At 58.3% G+C, this 19693-nt stretch carries 14 protein-coding genes; 8 read left to right on the top strand and 6 right to left on the bottom strand.

Annotation, left to right across the window (positions count from 1 at the left end; translation table 11 throughout):
- The first annotated feature begins 4 nt into the window (after positions 1 to 4).
- From mreC to OHL23_RS21285, 7 genes are all read left to right on the top strand, one after another.
- Positions 5 to 1273 carry a rod shape-determining protein MreC gene (gene mreC, locus OHL23_RS21315; RefSeq protein ID WP_263353984.1) on the top strand — a complete coding sequence of 423 codons (1269 nt, stop codon included), beginning with the start codon at positions 5 to 7 and terminating at the stop codon, positions 1271 to 1273.
- 2 nt (positions 1274 to 1275) lie between these two features.
- Positions 1276 to 1797 carry a rod shape-determining protein MreD gene (gene mreD / locus OHL23_RS21310; RefSeq protein WP_263353983.1) on the top strand — a complete coding sequence of 174 codons (522 nt, stop codon included), beginning with the start codon at positions 1276 to 1278 and terminating at the stop codon, positions 1795 to 1797.
- A 178-nt stretch (positions 1798 to 1975) separates the two neighbouring features.
- Complete coding sequence (mrdA, locus tag OHL23_RS21305) at positions 1976 to 4171, top strand: penicillin-binding protein 2 (RefSeq protein ID WP_263353982.1); 2196 nt, start codon at positions 1976 to 1978, stop codon at positions 4169 to 4171.
- Positions 4171 to 5268, top strand: a complete 1098-nt coding sequence (gene rodA / locus OHL23_RS21300) for a rod shape-determining protein RodA (RefSeq protein WP_263353981.1) — start codon at positions 4171 to 4173, stop codon at positions 5266 to 5268. Before mrdA ends, rodA begins: the two co-directional genes overlap by 1 nt.
- A 576-nt stretch (positions 5269 to 5844) precedes the next feature.
- Positions 5845 to 9024 carry an Rne/Rng family ribonuclease gene (locus OHL23_RS21295; RefSeq protein WP_263353980.1) on the top strand — a complete coding sequence of 1060 codons (3180 nt, stop codon included), beginning with the start codon at positions 5845 to 5847 and terminating at the stop codon, positions 9022 to 9024.
- Positions 9025 to 9119: 95 nt separating this feature from the next.
- A complete protein-coding gene (locus OHL23_RS21290) occupies positions 9120 to 9869 on the top strand; it encodes a 3-keto-disaccharide hydrolase (protein WP_263353979.1) in 750 nt (249 codons plus the stop codon).
- Positions 9870 to 10048: 179 nt separating this feature from the next.
- A complete protein-coding gene (locus OHL23_RS21285) occupies positions 10049 to 10867 on the top strand; it encodes a porin family protein (protein WP_263353978.1) in 819 nt (272 codons plus the stop codon).
- A gap of 72 nt (positions 10868 to 10939) precedes the next feature.
- Here OHL23_RS21285 and OHL23_RS21280 read toward each other — a convergent pair whose 3' ends face one another.
- From OHL23_RS21280 to OHL23_RS21270, 3 genes are read right to left on the bottom strand one after another with little or no spacing between them, the layout of a single operon-like run.
- Positions 10940 to 11326, bottom strand: a complete 387-nt coding sequence (locus OHL23_RS21280) for a hypothetical protein (RefSeq protein ID WP_263353977.1) — start codon at positions 11324 to 11326, stop codon at positions 10940 to 10942.
- Between the two features lie 4 nt (positions 11327 to 11330).
- Positions 11331 to 11699, bottom strand: a complete 369-nt coding sequence (locus tag OHL23_RS21275) for a hypothetical protein (RefSeq protein ID WP_263353976.1) — start codon at positions 11697 to 11699, stop codon at positions 11331 to 11333.
- Positions 11696 to 13069: an aminopeptidase P N-terminal domain-containing protein gene (locus OHL23_RS21270; protein ID WP_263353975.1), complete on the bottom strand. Its 1374-nt coding sequence runs from the start codon at positions 13067 to 13069 to the stop codon at positions 11696 to 11698. Before OHL23_RS21270 ends, OHL23_RS21275 begins: the two co-directional genes overlap by 4 nt.
- A 175-nt stretch (positions 13070 to 13244) precedes the next feature.
- On the opposite strand from OHL23_RS21270, the gene OHL23_RS21265 reads away from it, so the two are divergent.
- Positions 13245 to 15875, top strand: coding sequence for an FG-GAP-like repeat-containing protein (locus OHL23_RS21265; RefSeq protein WP_263353974.1), 2631 nt, complete (start codon positions 13245 to 13247; stop codon positions 15873 to 15875).
- 235 nt (positions 15876 to 16110) lie between these two features.
- On the opposite strand, the gene OHL23_RS21260 is transcribed toward OHL23_RS21265, so the two are convergent.
- Genes OHL23_RS21260 through OHL23_RS21250 form a run of 3 tightly spaced genes read right to left on the bottom strand, consistent with a single transcriptional unit; the run spans position 16111 to position 19546 of the window.
- Complete coding sequence (locus OHL23_RS21260; protein WP_263353973.1) at positions 16111 to 17250, bottom strand: DegT/DnrJ/EryC1/StrS family aminotransferase; 1140 nt, start codon at positions 17248 to 17250, stop codon at positions 16111 to 16113.
- Positions 17247 to 18416, bottom strand: coding sequence for a UDP-N-acetylglucosamine 2-epimerase (gene neuC, locus OHL23_RS21255; protein WP_263353972.1), 1170 nt, complete (start codon positions 18414 to 18416; stop codon positions 17247 to 17249). Before neuC ends, OHL23_RS21260 begins: the two co-directional genes overlap by 4 nt.
- Positions 18413 to 19546 (bottom strand): polysaccharide biosynthesis protein, encoded by a 1134-nt coding sequence (locus tag OHL23_RS21250; protein ID WP_263353971.1) that lies wholly within the window; start codon positions 19544 to 19546, stop codon positions 18413 to 18415. Before OHL23_RS21250 ends, neuC begins: the two co-directional genes overlap by 4 nt.
- Positions 19547 to 19693: the final 147 nt, after the last annotated feature.

The following is a 19693-nucleotide window of genomic DNA, read 5'->3' as shown; positions in this document are numbered from 1 at the left end:
CTCTATGGAATCGTTTTTCAGCCGGTATCGCAACCTGATCGTGCTGCTGGCGGCTTTGCTGCTGCAGATGATGGGGCTTGCGGTGCAGGTGCGCAGGCCTGTGCCGGTGGCGGCGAATGTGCCGGGTGGCCCGGCGGTGCATTCGGCGAAGGATGGGCGCGGAGTGTTGGTGATTCGGCTGTGGGCGGCAGGGATGGTGACGCCGTTTGAGCGGCTGATGCATGGTTCGTCGGAGGGTTTGGGCGGGCTGTGGAACGAGTATGTTGACCTGCGCCATACCAGGGATGAGAACAGGCAGCTACTGCAGACGATTGACCGGCTGCGGCTGGAGCAGGCGGAGCTGCATGAGGATGCCTTGCAGGGGCAGCGGCTGCAGGAACTGGTGAAGTTTCGCGAGAGCTATGCGTACGCGACGGTTGCGGCGCAGGTGATTGGGACGAGCGGGAGCATGCAGTCGCATGTGATCTATCTGGACAAGGGTTCGGCGGACGGGCTGGCGCCGGATATGGCGGTGATCACGGGCGACGGGATTGTCGGCAAGGTGCGCGATGTTTTTCCGCACTCGGCGCAGGTGCTGGTGATCAACGACCAGACGAGCGGGGCTGGAGTGGTGCTGGAAAAGACGCGGATTCGCGGCATTTTGCGCGGCAATGCGATGGGGCAGCCGCAGGTGATCAATATATTGGCGGATTCGCGGATTCAGCCGGGTGAGCGGGTGCTGACGGCGGGCGGGGATCAGATTTTTCCGCGCGGGCTGCCGGTTGGGGTGGTCGAAAAGGTAGTGCGCGATGCGGAGCGGGGTGCGTTCATCAATGTGATCGTGACTCCGGCGGCGAATTTGCAGCATCTGGACGAGGTGCTGGTGATTACTTCGTTGGATGCGCATCTTTCGGCGCAGCAGAAGGCGGATCTGGCGACGAGCGAGGATCTGAAGGGCGCGGTAGTGGCGGCGGAGGCTGCTGCGGAAGCGGAGCGCAAGAAGGCCGCGGCGGAGATGGAAGAGCGGCTGCCGGGGTTGCAGGACCCGAATGCGCCTGCGGCTGCGGCTCCGAAGGTGGGGCCGGATGGGAAGCCGGTTGCGCCGACGCCGACGGTTCCGGCGACTGCGAAGCCTTTGCCGGCGGCGCATCCGGATCGGTTTACGCCGGGAGCGGCTGGTTCGGATACGAATCAGGACACGAATTCGGGTGCTTCTGGGGAAGATAACGGGACGTCTGGTTCCAAGCCGAAGCAGGCATCCAAGACGCCGCAGAATTCGGGGAGGACCCAATAGGCGTGCAAGGTCTTATCCCTGGTTATCGGCGCGATCTGGAGATTCGGCGCTATCCGCTGCTCGTTTATTTGCTGGTGCCGCTGGTGGCGCTGGTGCTTCAGGCCTGGCTACCGCGGGTGCTCGGGCGCTTTGCGTATATGGATCTGCCGCTGCTGGTGACCATCTACTTTGCGCTCAACCGGAGGAGTCCGATTCACGGGACGCTGCTGGGCGCGGTTTTGGGCATGGCGCAGGATGGCCTGACGCAGGGTGCGATCGGGATTCATGGGATCGCGAATACGGTGGTGGGTTTTCTGGCGGCTTCGATCGGCATCCGGATCGTGGTGGAGAACAATTTCATCCGGATGGTGCTGAATTTTGCCTTTACGCTGCTTTCGAGCGCGCTGGTTCTGTTTGTCGTCCATATTTTGTTGGGGTTGGACTGGCAGTCGAATTGGCTGGAAGAGGTGTTGCGGGCGGCGGGCAATGGTGTGATCGGGCTGGTGCTGTTTCCCTTGCTGGACCGGACGCAGATGCGGGATTAGGTTGGCGGCTGGATTTTGCGGGTCCCCCACTCTAGCCGGAAAAACAACGACTCGGCGAGGGTAGGGCACCCGGCTTCTGGCTACGAGCCAACGAAAAGGCAACTGCGGAGTCAACAGTGTTGGGGCGCCGAAGCAGATAAGCTAGTAGCTGGCGGCTAGTGGCTGAAAGCTGGGTTTTATGGCAATTGACAAGGTGAATCGCGATGAGAAGCTGCCGGCGCTGAAACTGACCGCGGTGCAGTACGGCATTTTAATCATGATGCTGGTGCTGGTGGGTGGATTGTGGCGCTTGCAGGTGCTGGGCGGCGATAGTTGGAGGGTGCTGGCGGAGCAGAATCGTATCCGCAAGGTGCCGGTGCTGGCGGCGCGGGGCAAACTGCTGGATCGCGAGGGGCGGCTGGTGGTCGACAACTACCCTTCCGTCTCGTGCTTTCTTGTGCGGGAGCAGAACCGGGATATCGATGCCGATCTGCCGCTGATTGCAAAGGGGTTGAATCTGGACCTGGAGCAGTTGCAGGCGACGCTGCATCACTTTCGGCTGGCGCCGGGGTATCAGCCGATTCCGATCAAACAGGATATTTCTCCGGACGAGCAGGCTTTCATTGCGGCGCACAGCAACGAACTTCCGGAGCTGGAAACGATTGACGAGGAGCGGCGGCTGTATCCGCGGGATGGGTTTGCTTCGCACCTGATCGGGTACGTGGGCGAGGTGAGCGAAGAGGATCTGAATAATCCCAAGTTTGCTTACTACGAGCCCGGGGACGTGGTCGGCAAGGCTGGTGTCGAAGAGACTTACGACGAGCTGCTGCGCGGGCAGGATGGCTCGATGGACGTGATTGTGGACAGTCATGGCCGCGAGGTGGGGCGGCGCGGCATTCAGTTGGCGACCCCGGGGCAGGATCTGAAGCTGACCATCGATATTGATATTCAGCGGGCGGCGGAACTGGCGCTGGGCGATGCCAATGGAGCTTTGGTGGCGATGGATCCGCGCAATGGCGAGATTCTGGCGATGGTTTCGCATCCGAGCTTCGATCCGAATGCTTTTGCGGTCCGGATTGGCCGGTCTGACTGGAACAAGCTGATTACCGATCCGAATCATCCGCTGATGAACAAGGCGATTCAGGATCAGCTTGCGCCGGGGTCTACGTTCAAAGTGATTATGTCGGTGGCCGGGCTTGAGGAGGGGATTGCGCAGAATCTGAAGGTGAACTGCTCGGGCGGCGCGGATTTTTACGGGCATTTCTTCAAGTGCGATCATCACCACGGGCTTTTGAGTATCCATGAGGCGATTCCGGAGTCGTGCGACACGTATTTTTATACGCTGGCGCAGAGGCTCGGCATCGACACGATTGCCAAGTATGCGACTGCGCTGGGGATTGGCTCGAAGACGGGGATCGATTTGCCGGGCGAGATGATGGGTGTGATGCCCTCGACGCAGTGGAAGATGAAGACCTTCCATGAGAAATGGTATGCGGGCGAGGTGATCTCGGTGGGAATTGGCCAGGGCGCGGTGGATGTTACGCCGATTCAGCTGCTGAGGGCGCTGAGCGGGATTGCTTCGGATGGGCATCTGGTGAGGCCGCGTGTGGTGATGCCGGGGCAGGTTCCGGCGCAATTTCAGCAGGCGGTTCAGGAGACGTATCCCGGTTCCGGCGACAAACAGGTCGAATTGGCTCCCGATACGTGGACGACGGTTACGGAGGGTATGGCGCAGGCAACGCAACCTGGTCTTTACCATACGGCCGAGGGCGCGCATCTGGAGGGAATCGATTTCGCCGGCAAGACGGGCACGGCGCAGGTAGTTGCGGGCGGGGACACGCACAACAAGGGCGGAGCGAAGACTCCGAATGCCTGGTTTGTGGGGATGGCTCCGCGGCGTAACCCGGAAATTGCAGTTGTCGTTTTGCAGGAGCATGGCGACTGGGGTTCGGGGTCGGCGAAGCTGGCGGCTCAGGTGATTACGGCGTATGTGAACAAGAAGCGTCGGCAGGAGGGGAATCTTCTGCTGCAGGCGAATAAACCGACCGCGCCGGTCGAGGTAGGGGCGGTGTGGTCTGTGCCGCAGACGCAGTCTGGGCGAAAAGGTGACGGATCCGGAGAACCGCGGATGGCTGCCGGGCGGTTTGAGATTACGCCGAGTCAGCGAACGGGGTTGCAGCAGGAGAGTGACTCAATTTTTCCAGATCGCGGGCCGGGGAAGGCAACGCAGACCTCAGGGGCTAAAGCCCCGGTTGCTTCTGCTGATCTGATGTACGGGCTGAAGCCCGTACCCTTCATTCAATCAGGCGATGGTTCTGGAAATGGGCCGGGTGAGCGAAAGCTTCAGGAGTCTGAGGTAGGGCTGCCGGAGCGGTTTCGCGGGGTGATTCGCTGATGCGGCGGTACCTGAGCTTTCGGGATTTCGACTGGCCGTTGCTGGGCATGGTGCTGGTTCTGTGCACGATCTCGGTGTTTGAGATTTATTCGGCGACGCTGCATACGCGGTATGTGGGATTTCATACCAAACAGCTCTATTGGATTACGGGCGGGCTCGTCGCCATGTTCATCATGGCGAAAATCGATTACCACAAGCTGCTGGATATCGTTTGGTATCTCTACGGGTTTTTCCTGCTGGCGCTGGTGGCGGTTAAACTCTTTGGGCACAGGGCTTTGGGTGGGAAGCGATGGTTGAAGCTGGGGCCGATCAGCTTTCAGCCTTCGGAGTGGTTCAAGCTGGTGCTGATTGTGCTGATGGCGCTGTACTTTGCCAATCTGGGCGGAAAACGGCTGAGCTGGCCGGAGATTTTCAAGGCAATAGCGCTGGTGGGATTGCCGATGGTGCTGGTGCTGATGCAGCCGGATCTTGGAACTGCGCTGACGTATACGCCGATTCTGCTGGCGGGGCTTTTTCTGGGTGGGATTCAGTGGAAGCAGGCCGCGATCCTGGGAACGGTGGGTCTGCTGGCGATTGTCGGGGTCTGGTCGAGCGGGAAGATTCTGAAGCCGTACCAGAAGGCCCGGCTGACGAGCTTCATCAATCCGGATAATGATCCGCGCGGATCGGGATACCAGATTCGCCAGTCGCTGATCGCGGTTGGGTCGGGCGGGGTGTGGGGCAAGGGCGCGGAACAGGGCTCGCAGACGCAGGGGGATTTTCTGCCTATCCCTCACGCGGACTTCATTTTCGCCGCGTTCAGCGAGGAGCACGGCTTCACCGGCGCGTTTCTGGTTCTGCTGCTATACTTCGTGATATTGATGCGTTTGATTCAGAACGCTCAAACTGCCGCAGACATGTCCGGCTCGCTTCTGGTTATGGGAGTCGTAGCCGTGTTGACCTTTCAAATTGCGGTCAACGTAGGCATGGTCATCGGTTTTATGCCAGTCACCGGAATTCCTTTACCGTTAATGAGTTACGGCGGGTCTTCGGTGTTGTTCACCTTTCTGGCGCTGGGTGTGGTTATGAACGTCCGCATGCGCCGTTTTGTGAACTAGGTATTTCCACAGGTTGTATCAGGTTTTTCCTTCCGGTTCGCGGTTTGAATCAGGAAGACAAGTATTATCAATCACTTCGCCGGCAGGTTTCGATTGCAAACAGCCCCGGCAGGATTGGGTGAATGAGCACGCAGAGACGGGTAGTCCACGTACAGCGCTTTGCCAACACGGAAAAAGTTGGTACGGAACTCGCCGGAACCGCAATCCCTTCGCCGTCTGGCGTTGGCGGAACGGTTTCGATGCAGCAGTTTCGGAGCGTTGCATGCGGTTTAACGGCATCGTCCTCCCGCCCTCGGTATGGGAGGTTCGAGTTGGCCACAAACTCTCTGAGCTTCAGTAGTTGCTGTGAATGGGTATCCTTGAACACCGCGTGCGGGTTCCTCGACGATGAGGCCGGTACAAATGGTTCTTCTCCAGCGCCTCGGTTAACGTGGCCCGGAAATCTTCCCGAACAGCTTCCTCCAACTTCTCCCCTCCTATTCGGTGCTTTCGAGCTGGAACAGTTTTCCGCTCGTGTGACGCAGTCGGCCTTGCCGCAGGTTCCAGCAGGCTTATGCCGTGGGACAGAAAGGCAACATGGCCAAGGAAATTTGTATTTCCAGTACGCCGCACGAAACGCGGCTTGCGATTCTGGAAGATGATCAGCTCGCAGAGATTTACTACGAGCGGGAGAATGAATATACACTCGCGGGTTCGGTTTACAAGGGCCGCGTAACAAGGGTTTTGCCAGGCATGCAGTCCGCATTTGTGGACATTGGCCTAGAGCGGGATGCGTTTCTCTACGTTACGGACTTTCTGGAGATGGAAGACCAGGAAGATACGGACGAGGTAGAGCGAGCGGCTTCGCAGGGAAATACGGTTCGGCAGCAGCCAGCGCCTGTGCAGGCACAGCAGCGCGGGGATCGCAATGGGGACCGGGAACAGCGCCCGCGCCGGGATGGACGGGATGGCCGTCAAGCTCCCGTAGAAGCTGAGCCGCAGGGGCAGTTTCCGGTGGTTCCGGTTCCTTCTGCCCCTATCGAGTCCTCTGTAATTCCGGCTTCGGTTGCGGATGCAGTAGGGCAGCAGGACGAGACCGATGAACAGGGCGCGCGTCGCTGGCGCGGCCGGCGTCGCCGGCGTGGCGGCCGTGGCCGGGAAGATGCCGGGCAGGCTGGCGCTCCGGAGAGCCAAGCGGAATCGAACGAGATCGAATTGGAAGAGACCGAGGCTCCGGCGTTGCACTTTGAAGCTTCGGCTTCGCAGTCGCTGGAGCAGTCTTACGGAGCTGCGGCAGCGCATCCCGAAGCGCCGGTAGCAGCGGAACCACGTCCGGCTGCGCCTTCGACGCCATTTCTGCTGCCGGGCGAATCGCTTTCGAAGTATGGGGCGGCTGAGATTCAAAAGCCCGCGCCGAGCCGGCTGATTCTCAGCGAATTGCCGCCGGATACCTCCGATCCGCTGCCGGAGCGCACGGTCGCGAAGCCGTCGACGCTGGTCGAGGATGAGATTGTCTGGGATGGCAAGGGATTGTTCCCTGGCGAGTCTATCGCGAAGCATCGGCAAGCCGCGCAGTCGCCGGAAACTACGCCGTCTGCCACGGTGGATGCGGAGCCGACGGGTGTTTTTGCTGCACACCATACTGAGGAATCCGCCGAGGGCCGCGAGGCCATTTCGCACGAGGGTGTTGTGGCGGAGCCTGCGACCTTTGAGTTTTCGGAGGAAATCTCGTCGGCGCCGGTGCATCATTCGCATCAGGAATTTGAGGAATTCGAAGAGGAAGTGCTGCCTCTGTATGAAACTGCTGCGGAAGCTGTTCCGGAGGCGGTGCATGAGGAATCGGAGGAGCACGCGGTTGCCGTTCCCGCGGAAGTGGAAGCTGTGGCCGAGCCTGTCGCAGAAGTTTCCGCACAGGATGAGCATCTCGCGGCGCATGAGCCGGAAGCAGCGGCAGAGATTGAGCACGAGGAAATTCACGATGCTTCGGCCAGTCACAATGTCGATCCGCTGCCGCCGAGCAGTTTCCGGCTGAAGGATCTCTTTGGCGGACGCAAGAAGGAAGAGGAGCCGGAGGTTGCGGCCCCTGTTTCGGCTGCTGTTCCGGCACCGAGGACTGTGCCGACGGTTTCTGCCTATGCGCCGGGCGAAGGCCTGGTGGAAGAAGAAGTCATCGAGGAAGAGGAGTACGAATTTACTCCGCTCAAGGCGCATCACGGCGACGAACACGATCTTGAAGAGCTGGAAGAGGAGACGCTGCAGCAGCAGATTCGCTCGGGAGCTCTGGGCGAGATGTTGCAAGAGGCGCACCTGGATCATCGCATCCAGCTTGAGTCGGTGGATGAGGATGAGTCTGATCCGGACGAGGATGAGGACGACGCGATAGGCGCTCCGGCTGGCGGACGCGGGGCTGCGCCTGCGGGTGCGCCGGGGCGTGAACGGACTGGTGAACGGTCAGGAGAGCGGGGCGGGCGCGGTCGTCGTGGACGCAATGGCGGATCGGGCGGAAGTGACAGCCGTCGCGGCGGTTCGGGATCGCCGGGACAGTCGAGGCGATCGGCGCAGACTTCGGATCTGCCGATTATCAGCGATTTGTTGAAGCCGGGGCAGGAAATTCTGGTGCAGATTGCCAAGGAACCGATTGCCAAGAAGGGTGCGCGTATCACGAGCCACATCGCGCTTCCGGGGCGCTTCCTGGTTTTCATGCCCACGGTGAGCCACGTTGGTGTGAGCCGCAAGATCGCTTCGGACGAGGAGCGGCAGCGGCTGAAGCGGGTGCTGGTGAGCGAAAAGGGAGACGCAACGGGCGGATTCATCGTTCGCACGGCCGCGGAGGGAGCTACGGAAGAGGAGCTTCGCGCGGATTTGCGTTTCCTGATTAATCTGTGGGCGGATATCAAGCAGCGCGCGGACAGTTCGAAGCCGCCGGCGTTGATTTATCACGATCTGAACCTGATTGAGCGGATTTTGCGCGACCAGATCAGCGACAACTTCTCGCATATCTGGGTCGATTCGGAAGCCGATTATGAGCGGATCGTTCGCTTCCTGAACCGCTTCTCGCCGGAACTGGTGCGGCGCGTGAAGCTGTATACGAAGGAAGTGCCGCTATTTGAGCACTTCGGCATTCAGGATGAGATTTCGAAGGCGCTCCGCTCGAAGGTCTGGCTCAAGAGCGGCGGTTCCATTGTCATCAACCAGACTGAAGCGCTGGTGGCGATCGATATCAACACCGGCAAGTTCGTGGGCAAGACGGCGCGGCTGGAAGACACGATTCTGAAGACCAATCTGGATGCGATTCCGGAGATTGTGCGGCAGATCCGGCTGCGTGATCTGGGCGGCATCATCGTAATCGACTTCATCGATATGGATGAGCGCAAGAATCGGACGCGTGTAATGGCGGCGCTGGAAGAGGCGCTCAAGCAGGATCGCGCTCCGACGAAGGTGCTGCAGTTTAACGATTTCGGACTCGTGGCGATTACGCGCAAGCGGGTGAAGCAGTCGCTAGAGCGGACGCTCTCTGTGCCTTGCCCAGTCTGCCAGGCAACTGGCATGGTAAAGAGCGCTGCTACGGTGGCTAACGAGATCTACATCGAAATGCGCAAGATGCGGAAGCATTTCGATCAGAGCGAAGTGTTGCTGCGCGTGAATCCGGAGACGGCGAAGGCGCTGAAGGCCAACAATGCGAAATGGCTGACAGAGCTGGAAGACCTGGCGGCCAAGAATGTGCTGGTCAAGAGCGATGCGACGCTACATCCGGAGCAGTTCGATATTCAGGGCTGATGCGGGTTCTATGCTAGTTTGGATGCAACAGGAAAGCCCATTTTCGGATGGGCTTTTCTGTTGAATTAAATAATGGATGGGAGAATGGAGTAGATATGCGGGTTGATAGATATCTCGTAATTGCAGCTTTGATTGGGCTCTCGTCTTCGGCGTTTGCGGGAGCAGGGGCCAAGGACATACCTAAACATGGACCTGAGGAGGTTCTGTTTGATGGCAAGGACCTGAACCAGTTCAACACATTTATCAAGAGCACTGGGCTGAATTCCGATCCTGGACATATCTTTACGGTTGAGAAGGGGATGATTCACGTTTCGGGCAAGGAGATGGGCTACATCATTACCAAGCAGGATTACAAGAACTACTATCTGCGCGCGGAGTTCAAATGGGGCGAGGGCACGTTTGCGCCGCGTGCCGGACAGGCAAGAGACAGCGGCATTCTTTACAACATTCAGGGACCGGATAAGGTGTGGCCGCGCTCGGTGGAGTTTCAGATCAATGAAGGATGTACTGGCGATTTCTGGATGACGGATGGTGCTGCTCTTACCGGCAAGGATGGAGTGCGCGTGACCGGGCCGGATGGCAGTGCGAAGAAGATCGACCGCTTCAATAAAGGGCCGTGGAAGAACGAGGTCGGCTATCGCGACCCGGTGAACGAAGTGGAAAAGCCGCACGGCCAATGGAACGTGGTCGAACTGGTGAATCAGGATGGGCACGTGAAGCAATACGTGAACGGCAAGCTCGCTAATGAAGGAACTGACGCATTTCCATCCAGCGGGAAAATACTGTTTCAATCGGAAGGCGCGGAGGTCTATTTTCGCAATATCAAGCTCTATCCGCTTAACTAAAATTGACAGAGAACCCGGAGAATCAGTGAGCTGCGAGGGCTGGCGCGAGCGCTGGCCCTTTTCACATTCTGGTAACGATGAGCAACTCTTCCCAATAGTTCGTGTCTAACCCATTAGCGGGAGCAATGCACGACTCTTGCAAGCAAGCGAATTCAACGAATTCAATTTGAGGTCCATCTATGTCTATACGCAGTGTTTCGCCGCTTCGGCGGCGCGCGATGATCTGCGCTCCTGTCGCAGCATTGGCCTTTACCTTTGCAGCTTTTTCAATGGCGACAGCCAGCGCACAATCCCCCGATCAGTTTGCAAGTTCCACTCAATCCCTTATTGCGGATAACTCCGATCTCGCAGCTCCTATACCTTCTCCTTCGCTTGCCGCTGCGGGCGGTCAGGCGAGCGGATCGTATGGCTACCATGATCACAGTTTGACGAGCCGTCTGGCTTTTGAAGCCGGCGGTGGATTCAATGCGCCGATTGGTAACGATCAGCCATTCATTACATGGGGCGGTAACTTCACGGTAGGTGGCGGATACAAATTCAGCAAGCGAGTGAGTCTGCTTGCCGAGTATCAATTCATGGACGACAAACTGCCTGGCGGATTGATTGCAGACGCGGGCGCACAGGGCGGCCACGCGCATATCTGGTCACTGACGCTCGATCCGGTGATCGATCTGCTGCCCAACCGCAAGAATAGTGTCTATGTCACGGGCGGCGGCGGATTCTATCGCAAGGTTACGAGCTTCACCGATCCGGAAGCCGTGGAGGAATGCTTCTACTTCTGCACGATCGGTACTGAAAATGTAGTTGTCAGTCACTTCTCCAGCAATCAGGGCGGCCTCAATGTAGGCGTTGGCATTACGCACAAGCTGGGCAGCGACAACAACCTGAAGGCCTATGCAGAAGTGCGCTATCTATGGCTGAATACGCCTGGGATCGGGAGCACGGATGGCTTGGGTACGACGGAGCTTCTTCCTGTCACGTTTGGAGTTCGCTGGTAAGCTGCGGGCTATTCTTTTCGATGGCCCACCCGTTCCGAGCGGGTGGGCTTTTCTTTTTATTCCATGACGATGTTAGATTCCCGCGACTTTCAATCGCAGCAGACCGCCGAGAAGTACTCCGACGGGCGTGATTGCGATTAAGAGCAATTGATACCAGATCGGTTGCTTGCCTCGCTGTTGCAACGCACTCAATGCGCTCAATAACAACACAATGATGGCCAGCGCGAGTGCGTGGTACAGGGGATTGTCTTGCGCGGCCCAAGCGGTCACATATCCGCCGACTGCGGCCGCGGCGAGGGAATAGCAGAGGTTGACAACGATATATGCGGGGCGCGGATTTCCCGGCGTGCCAACCCATGCTGGCGCTAACTTCATCAATACGGCGGTTGCTACGCCGACAAGCACAGCCATGGAAACGAAGCCGGACAGCAGGGCGAGGAATGCTCGAAGGATCAGCATCGAATTAGTTGCGCCCTTCGATTTCGTTCAGAAAGGCTCGCGCCAGTCTTGGCTCGCCGGGATCGCTCTCGCCGTGAATGGAACAGAGATCGAGGAACTGATCGCAGAGCTGGTCGGATTCGCCGGATTGCGCGAGGACGGATTGCAATGCGAAGGCCAGTTCGCGGAGGCGTGCTGCTTCTGGCCATGCCTTGTTTGGGGCAGATTCTTCGGTCAGGTGTTCGTAGTCGGAGAATAAGCCGCAACGCCCTGCGGCGCACTCTTCGAGGCAGCTTAAAAGCTGGTCACGAAAGGCGCGCTGCAAGGGCTCGATTGGGCTGGATTCGAATGACCCGGGGGCGGTTTCATCCTCAAAGAACATGCTTCCGCTCACTTGTTGTCGGACCGCATTGCCGCTTCCACGTCGTCGGCGGTGTGCGGAAGCGATGCGATGAGATCGATGAGTTTGCCGTCTTCTCCGACGACGAATACATCTTCAATTCGAACGCCGATCTTCTCCTCAGGGATGTAGACACCAGGCTCGATGGTGAAGACCATGCCGGGTTTGAGCACTGCGGGATAATTGGAGGGATCGTGCACGTTGATGCCGACCATGTGGCCGAGCCCGTGGATCCAGTAATCGGAAAGCGGCTCGCCATGCAGTCCTTTGCCGTGGGTGTTTATGTAGTTCCAGGCGACGGTGTCGAGGGAGTTGGGGTCGCGATGGTAGGGGTCGTTGATGGTGGACTTGCCGGCGACGAAGGCTGCGGCGGCTGCGCGCTGCGCGCCGAGGACGACGTCGTAGACCTCGCGCTGGCGGGCGGTGAAGTGCCCGTTTACGGGAACGGTGCGCGTGATGTCGGAGGCGTACATGCTGTATTCGCCGGCTGCGTCGACGACCATGATATCGCCGTCGGCAAGCGTGGCTGAGTTGTCGGAGTAGTGCAGCGTAGTGGAGTTGATGCCTGCGCCTACGATTGGCGCATAGGATGGACGTTCGCAGCCGTCTTCCATGAGCTTCGCAAGGATCTTGCCGGCGATGGCGCGCTCGGTGACGCCGGGTTTGGTGCTGCGCATCATCACTCGCTGCGCGGCGATGGAGGCGTCGGCGGCTTTCTTTAGAAGCGCGAGTTCGCCTGCGTCTTTGACAACGCGCAGTTGCATGGTAAGACTGGTGACGTCGTGCGCAGCAGGTGTGGTCGCGTCGCCCAGTGTTGCTGCGGTCCATCCCATCAATGCCTTGGCCTGCGCGGCATCGGGCTGGGTCCAGATGTTGGATCCAAGGCGTCGGTCGGCTGAAATGAGCTTGTTGAGCTGGATGGGCAGGTCGGTCATGGGCAGCACTTCGTCGACGCCCGCTGTCTTGGCAGCGTTTGGCGTGGCCGCGTCCAGCTTGATTCCGGTGTACTTTTCCATGCGCAGATTGCGCGTCGGCAGGAAGAGCACTTCATGATAGCTGCGCGGCTGAGCTGCTGTTGGTGCGTCGGCCACGATCATCAGTGCAGCGCCGGGCTCGTTCCAGCCGGTGAGGTAGTAGAAGTCTTCGTCCTGGCGGTAGGGCATGAAATCAAGCAATGGCTCTTCGGCCGCAAACAGGACTGTAACTCCGCCTTGCAGCTTCTCAGCGAGAGCTACGCGCCGCGTGTGGTAGACGGAGACAGGTTGCTTCTCAAGAGCGTGTGCGAGTGGCGCAGCCAGGATGAGAATCAGGAAGGCAAGCAGTGAAACGCGATGCTGGAGAGTGTTCCGGGTAAGTTGACACATGCGATAAGACTCTCCAAGTAGCTGGCGCGTGTCAAGCCTGGACAAACAAGCTGGTACAAAGCGTGGAGCGTCACTTGTCGATCTTTCGGCGCTGGACAATGCATCCCGCGATTGTCTAACCTTCGCTGCGTACCCGGATTCCATTCATCTTTGCGCCGAATTCTCTGAGGAACCGATGCTTCTTGTTCAGAACCCGATGTATTTGCACTCGTGGAAGAATCAGAGAACCGTGCGCGCGCTGTTTGCGTTTTGGATGATCCTTGTTACAGCAACGATTGGTTTTGCGCAGCAGACGCAAGGCTCGAACGAGAAGGAGATTGGAATCATCGTCACGAAGACGGAGGAGCAGGCTGGCGAGGCGTTGAAGGCATTGCGGGCGGGGATGGATTTTGGCGTGATCGCCAAAGAAAACTCCATCGACTCCACGGCGGTTGAGGGTGGATACATGGGGCGAATGAATCCAGAGGCGCTGCGGGTTGAATTGCGCGATGGGCTGCGCGGAGTGAAGCCAGGCGGACTGAGCGATGTGATGCGGATACCGAGCGGGTTCGCGGTCTTGACAGTCTTTGCGAAGGCGCCTAACCGGCCCGATCTGGATAAGACGCGATTTGCCGCGATGCACGCGGCACATGCGGTGCGCCAGAGCATTGTGGTTTCAGGGAACGGCGAGGCCAAGACCGTCTTTGAGCAATATGCAAAGCCGCAGGGGTGGGAACGCAGCTTGAGTGTGCCGTGCGAGATACGCAGGAAGTCCATGCAGGAGGCGATTCATAGTATGGAGCAGTTGCTCACGCAAGCCGCGGCGCAACCGGCAGGCGAGGTGCCACCGCGCGACCTGATCGATGGGTACTCGGCGCTGGCTGCGCTGCGGGCTTATCGGGGTGATATGCAGGAGTCGATTGATGCATGGCAGAGCGCGTACAAGGTTGCGCAGGCCAGTTTTCCCGGATCGGTGCCGTATCTTCAGGAGACCTTGGGTGTGAGTTATCTGCATCTGGCGGAGATGGAGAACGGTGCGTACCGGAATTCGGGCAGCATCGATATCTTCCCGCCGATGGATAAGCACGAGCACTTTGAAAAGCAGGAAAATTCAAAGCTGGCGGTTCAATACTTTCAGAGTTATCTCGAGCAGAAGCCGGATGACATGGAGGTGAAGTGGCTGCTTAATCTCGCGTATGTTTCGCTGGGACAGTATCCGGCCGGGGTGCCGGTGAAGTACCTGGTTCCAGAGGTTGCCTTCGCTCCGAAGGAAGGCGGCTTGCAGGGGATTGGACGCTTTACGGATGTGGCTCCGGGTGCGGGCTTGAATGCGTTCAAGAGTTCGGGCGGGATCATTGTGGATGACTTCGATAATGATGGACTGCTCGACGTGATCGCGTCGAGCAACGATATGTGTGAGCAGCTTCAGTTTTTTCATAACAATGGCGACGGTACGTTTAGCGACCGCACCGCGCAGGCTGGATTGACGGGGCAATTGGGTGGACTCAATATTGTGGAGGCTGATTACAACAACGACGGGTGTATGGATCTGCTGGTGTTGCGCGGCGGGTGGGAGTTTCCCATGCGACGTTCGCTGTTGCGGAATAACTGCGACGGGACATTTACGGATGTGACGGAGCAGAGCGGGTTAGGCGATAGCGTGAGCGAGAGCCAGTCTGCGGTGTGGGCGGATATCGATAATGACGGCTATGTCGACTTGTTTATTGCGAATGAGAAGGGGCCGAGTCAGTTATTTCACAATCGAGGAGACGGTACGTTTGAGGATATCTCGCATGCGGCGGGAATCGACAAGACTTCATTCAGCAAGGGCGTGGTTGCCGCGGATTATGACAGGGATGGATATGTCGACCTCTATGTTTCGAATATGGGCGACGCCAATTTTCTCTATCACAACAATCATGACAACACGTTTACTGAAATCGCGCGGCAGGCCGGCGTGCAGGCTCCGTTTCAGAGCTTTGCGACGTGGTTCTTTGACTATGACAACGATGGATGGCCGGATTTATTTGTGACGGACTACTACAGCTCGGTGGACGAAGTTATGCGGAGCGCGCTTGGGATGCCGTTTACGGTGGAGACGCCGAAGCTGTATCGGAACATGCATGACGGAACTTTTGAGGATGTGACCGCGAAGGTTGGATTGGACAAGGTGTACTTGCCGATGGGCTCGAACTTTGGCGATATTGACAATGATGGGTATCTGGACATGTATCTTGGCATGGGCGATCCCTCCTTTGTTTCTGTAATGCCGCATGAGCTCTTAAAGAATGTCGAGGGGAAGAGGTTTGTCGATGTGACGGCGGTTTCCGGCACGGGAGAGATACACAAGGGGCATGGCATTGCCTTTGCGGATCTGGAACGAAACGGGCAGCAGGACATTGTCGCAAACATGGGAGGCGCTGTGCCTGCGGACAAGCATGTGATGCGGTTGTTCCGCAATCCGGGGAATGGCAATGACTGGATCAATGTACGTCTTGTCGGCGTGAAGAGTAATCGCGCGGCGATTGGTGCGGAGATTAAAGTTACGGTTGAGAATGATAAGGGCGCTACGCGGTCGATTTATCGCACGGTTGGCCAGACGAGTTCTTTCGGCGGGAATCCGATGGAGCAGGCTATCGGGCTGGGGCATGGCGCGAGTAACATTCGTATCGAAGTGTGGTGGCCTGCGACGAAGACCCGACAGCAGTTCAACGCAGTAGGAAAAGATCAGTTCCTTGAGATCAAGGAATTTTCCAGCGAATACACACGGCTTGATCGACATACTTATCAACTTGGATCGAAAAAGTTGGCAGCTGCGGCGAGGTGAAGGCGGATGGTGTTACTCGGACGAGGCAGCACGATGCGCAGGTGTGGCATTTCTGACTGGGCCGGTTGATGAGATTCATCGGGTGGCCACGATGTTTGGGATGAATTTCTGGAACAACGAAGAGCTCATCACGCATACGCTGCATACGGTGGTGCTGGATCGCAACGGGAGCAGGCGGCGAATCTGGAGGGCAATCAGTTTATGCCGCGGCAGCTTGCGGACCTTGTGCAGAGTGTTATCGATCAGCGGTGATTGCGGCCATTGCGGCTTTGAGTGTGTCTGCGACTTGCGCTGCGTCTGCGAATGACAGTTGATTGAAAAAGGGAAGCGCGAGAGTGCGTTCTGCAATGGCTTCTGTTACGGGTAGCCTTGCCTGCTGTGCGGCGGGAAGTTGCTGGTAGGCGGGTTGGAGATGGATGGGCGCGAAGTATCGTGCGCAGCCGATGCCGGCTTGCAGCAATGCGTCGAGAACTTTGTCGCGTTCGGCGGATGTGGATTGTTCGGCGAGACGAACGATATAGACGAACCAGCTGACGGTGCGGGATTGAAGATAGAGCGGTGGAAGAAGGATACCGTCGAGGTGTGCGAGCAGATCGTGATAACTACTTGCGACCCGTGTACGCTGTGCGAGGATTGTGGGAAGACGGCGTAGTTGCACGATGCCGAGCGCGCAGGCGATTTCAGAGAGGCGATAGTTATAGCCAAGTTCGGCATGCTGAAGCCAGTCGCCGGAGGGATAGCGGCCCTGGTTGCGCAGGGCGCGGATGCGGTTGGCTAAGTGGGTGTCGCGGACGAGCATTGCACCGCCCTCGCCGGTGGTGATTTGTTTGTTGGGATAGAAGCCGAAGACAGCTATGTCTCCGAATGTGCCGACGAGCTTATCGTTATAGGTTGATCCGATGGCTTCGCAGGCGTCTTCAATGATGGCGAGTCGATGACGGCTGGCGATCTGCATCAATGCGTTCATTTCGGCGGGAATACCGAAGGTGTGGACTACGAGGATGGCGCGGGTGCGCGTGGTGATGGCTGCTTCGACGGATACGTGGTCGATGTTCAGCGTAATGGGATCGATGTCGGCGAAGACGGGCGTTGCGCCTTCATAGCGGATTGCGTTTGCGACGGCGATGAAGGTGAAGGATGGGAGGATGACTTCGTCGCCCACGCCGATGTTGAGAGCACGGATGGCGAGATGCAACGCGGCTGTGCCGGAGCTTACTGCGATGGCGTGAGGCGCGCCGTGGAACGCTGCGAATGCTTCTTCGAACTCGACGAGCTTTGGTCCGAGGCTGAGGGAGTTGGTGCGCAGGACGCTGGTTACTGCTTCGATTTCTACTTCTGTGATGTCGGGTGATGAGAGCGGTATGCGGAGGCTCATTGTTCCTCTGCGATGTTTGTTATGGGCACCGGAGCTTTGATCAGGAGATTGGCTAGGTTCGCGTTGGCGAGCACCTGGACAATGCGCTTGGCTGCGTGGCCGTCTCCATAGGGATTGGTCATGCCTGCGAGGGATGCGCGAAAGGCGGGACTGAGCGCCTGTTCAATTGCGGCGAGGATCGCGGTGGTTTCGGGCGCTGCGTCAAGAATATTGCGGGCGCGTTCGCGGCCCTGCTGGCGCATGCCTACGTTGACTGTGGGGAGCGCGAAGGACGCGGCTTCCATGATGCCGCTGGAGGAGTTGCCGACGAGCGCGTCTACGCATTGCAGGAGGCTCCAGTAGGTAACGGCATCGAGATTGACGAAGATATGCGTATCGGGTCTTACGGCTGCAAAGCTTTGCGTGCGCTCGATGAGTTGGCGGCTGCCTGCGTCAGAGTTGGGATAGACGAAGAGGATCTGGCCTTGCACTTGTTGCAACGCGTTGAAGAGAGCTTCTGCTTCCTGTGTGGTTTCGCGGTGGATGGTTACGGGATGGTAGGCGACGAGCAGGGTTGGCGATTGCAGATGGATATTAAGGCGCTGCTCGATGGCCTGATGGCTCAGCAATGTGCTGCGACGCAGGTGATCGAGCGACGGCGCTCCGGCGTGATGGACGCGCCATGGCTCTTCACCCATCGAAATCACGCGCTTGCGAGCTGTTGCGGTGGAGGTGAAGTGGATGTGCGCGAGCTTGGTTAGTGCGTTGCGCACGGCGTCGTCGATGGCTCCCTGGCTTACTTCGCCGCCCTCGATGTGGGCGATGGGGATGCGCAGGGCGAGCGCGACGGATGCGGGCGCGAGCATCTCGTATCGGTCGGCGATGAGGAGCAGCAGATCGGGACGCCATGCCGTAAGCGTGTCGGCGAGGCTGAGTGTTGCGAGGCCGATGGTCTTGGCCATGCCGGTGTCTGAATCGGAGCTGAGAAGGCACTCGATGCGGGCGAGGATGGGGAAGCCATTTTTTTCAATTTCATGGATAGTGCTGCCGAATTCCGGGGAGAGATGAGCGCCGAGCGCGATGACGCCGAGTTCGACTTCAGGATGTTGCTGCAGTTCGACGAGAGGCCAGTAGAGGTGGCTGTAGTCGGCGCGTGAGGTTGTTACGACTGCGATGCGGCGGGTCATGATTGTGTCTCTTGCTGCAATGTTCGCTGAGTCGTGTTTAGGATACGCTGCATGATTGATTCGCTGGGGTCGTAGTCGGGAACCAGCTTCTGGACGATCTCGATCGCGCGTGGGAGGTCGCGCATTTGCACGACTTCGGCGAGATGTATCAGGTCTTGTCGTAGCGACGAGTGGTCGAGCATTGGTTCGTTGATCTCGAAGTAGCCGTGTCTTTGGGTTAGGAACGGTTGCTCGCTGTCTGACCAGAGAGCTTCGCGGAACTTTTCGCCGGGGTGCAGGCCGGTGTGTTTTATGGCTGGCTTTACGCCGTTTGGCGATGCGGCGATGAGGAACTCGGCGAGGGATGCTACGGAGTTTTGTTGGGCGAGGAGAGGGACGAGCGTACTTCCGCTTGGCGCGGCGACGGCTGAGGTGAGCAGTATGTCGACTGCTTCTTCGAGGGTGAGGAAGTAGCGTTGTGCTTCGGGGTCGGTGACTGTAATTGGGCCGCCGGTGTGGATCTGACGCAAGAAAGTTTCGCTTACGCTGCCTTCGCTACCGAGAATGTTGCCGAGGCGGACGACGACTCCGTTGTTTGCTAGTGTGATTCGTTCGGCGATGCGCTTGGTTGCTCCGAGGATGCTGATGGGCGTGACGGCTTTGTCGGTGGAGAGAAGGACTATGCGGCTGGAATGCTTTGCGCACTGCGCCAGCGTGAGGGTGCCGAGTGAGTTGTTGGCGATGGCTTCGAGGGGATGGCCTTCGAGGAGAGATACGTGCTTATGGGCGGCGGCGTGAAAAATGAAGTCGGGTCGATGGGCTTCGAATAGCTCTTCGAGAAGAAGAAGATCAACGATGTTGCCAAGGATGAGATGACAATTTGACGTGGAGACGAAAGCGCCGAGCAAGGACTGCAATCGATGGAGGGCTTGTTCGGAGGCGTCGAGGAGCAGTAGTTGCCGCGGTTGCAGCCGGGCCAATTCGAGGCTAAGGGCGCAGCCTATGGAACCGCCTGCTCCGGTGACGAGGACGGAGGTGTCTCGGAGTGGCGCAAGCGATGCGGGCGCTGGAGATGGCAAGCGAGGCCGCGCAAGGAAGGTGTACCAGTCGATGGCGGTGTCTTTGGAAGCTGAGTGGGGAACGGAAGGCACGGCCTCAGTATAGATGTTTGGCCGCGCGGGGTGCAGGTGAGCAAGGACGGTTACTATGTGCGGCGGTTTCGGGGATGCCGAAAGCCGTTGGGATTTGAGACACTGTTGTTTCCATTGTGCAGCCTTGTTTGTGCCTCTTGTTCTTAA

This window comes from Acidicapsa acidisoli (genome assembly GCF_025685625.1).
In the GTDB taxonomy this organism is placed as follows: Bacteria; Acidobacteriota; Terriglobia; order Terriglobales; family Acidobacteriaceae; genus Acidicapsa; species Acidicapsa acidisoli.
The sequence above is the reverse complement of the archived record's forward strand: the minus strand, read 5'-3'. Positions and strand labels throughout refer to the sequence as shown.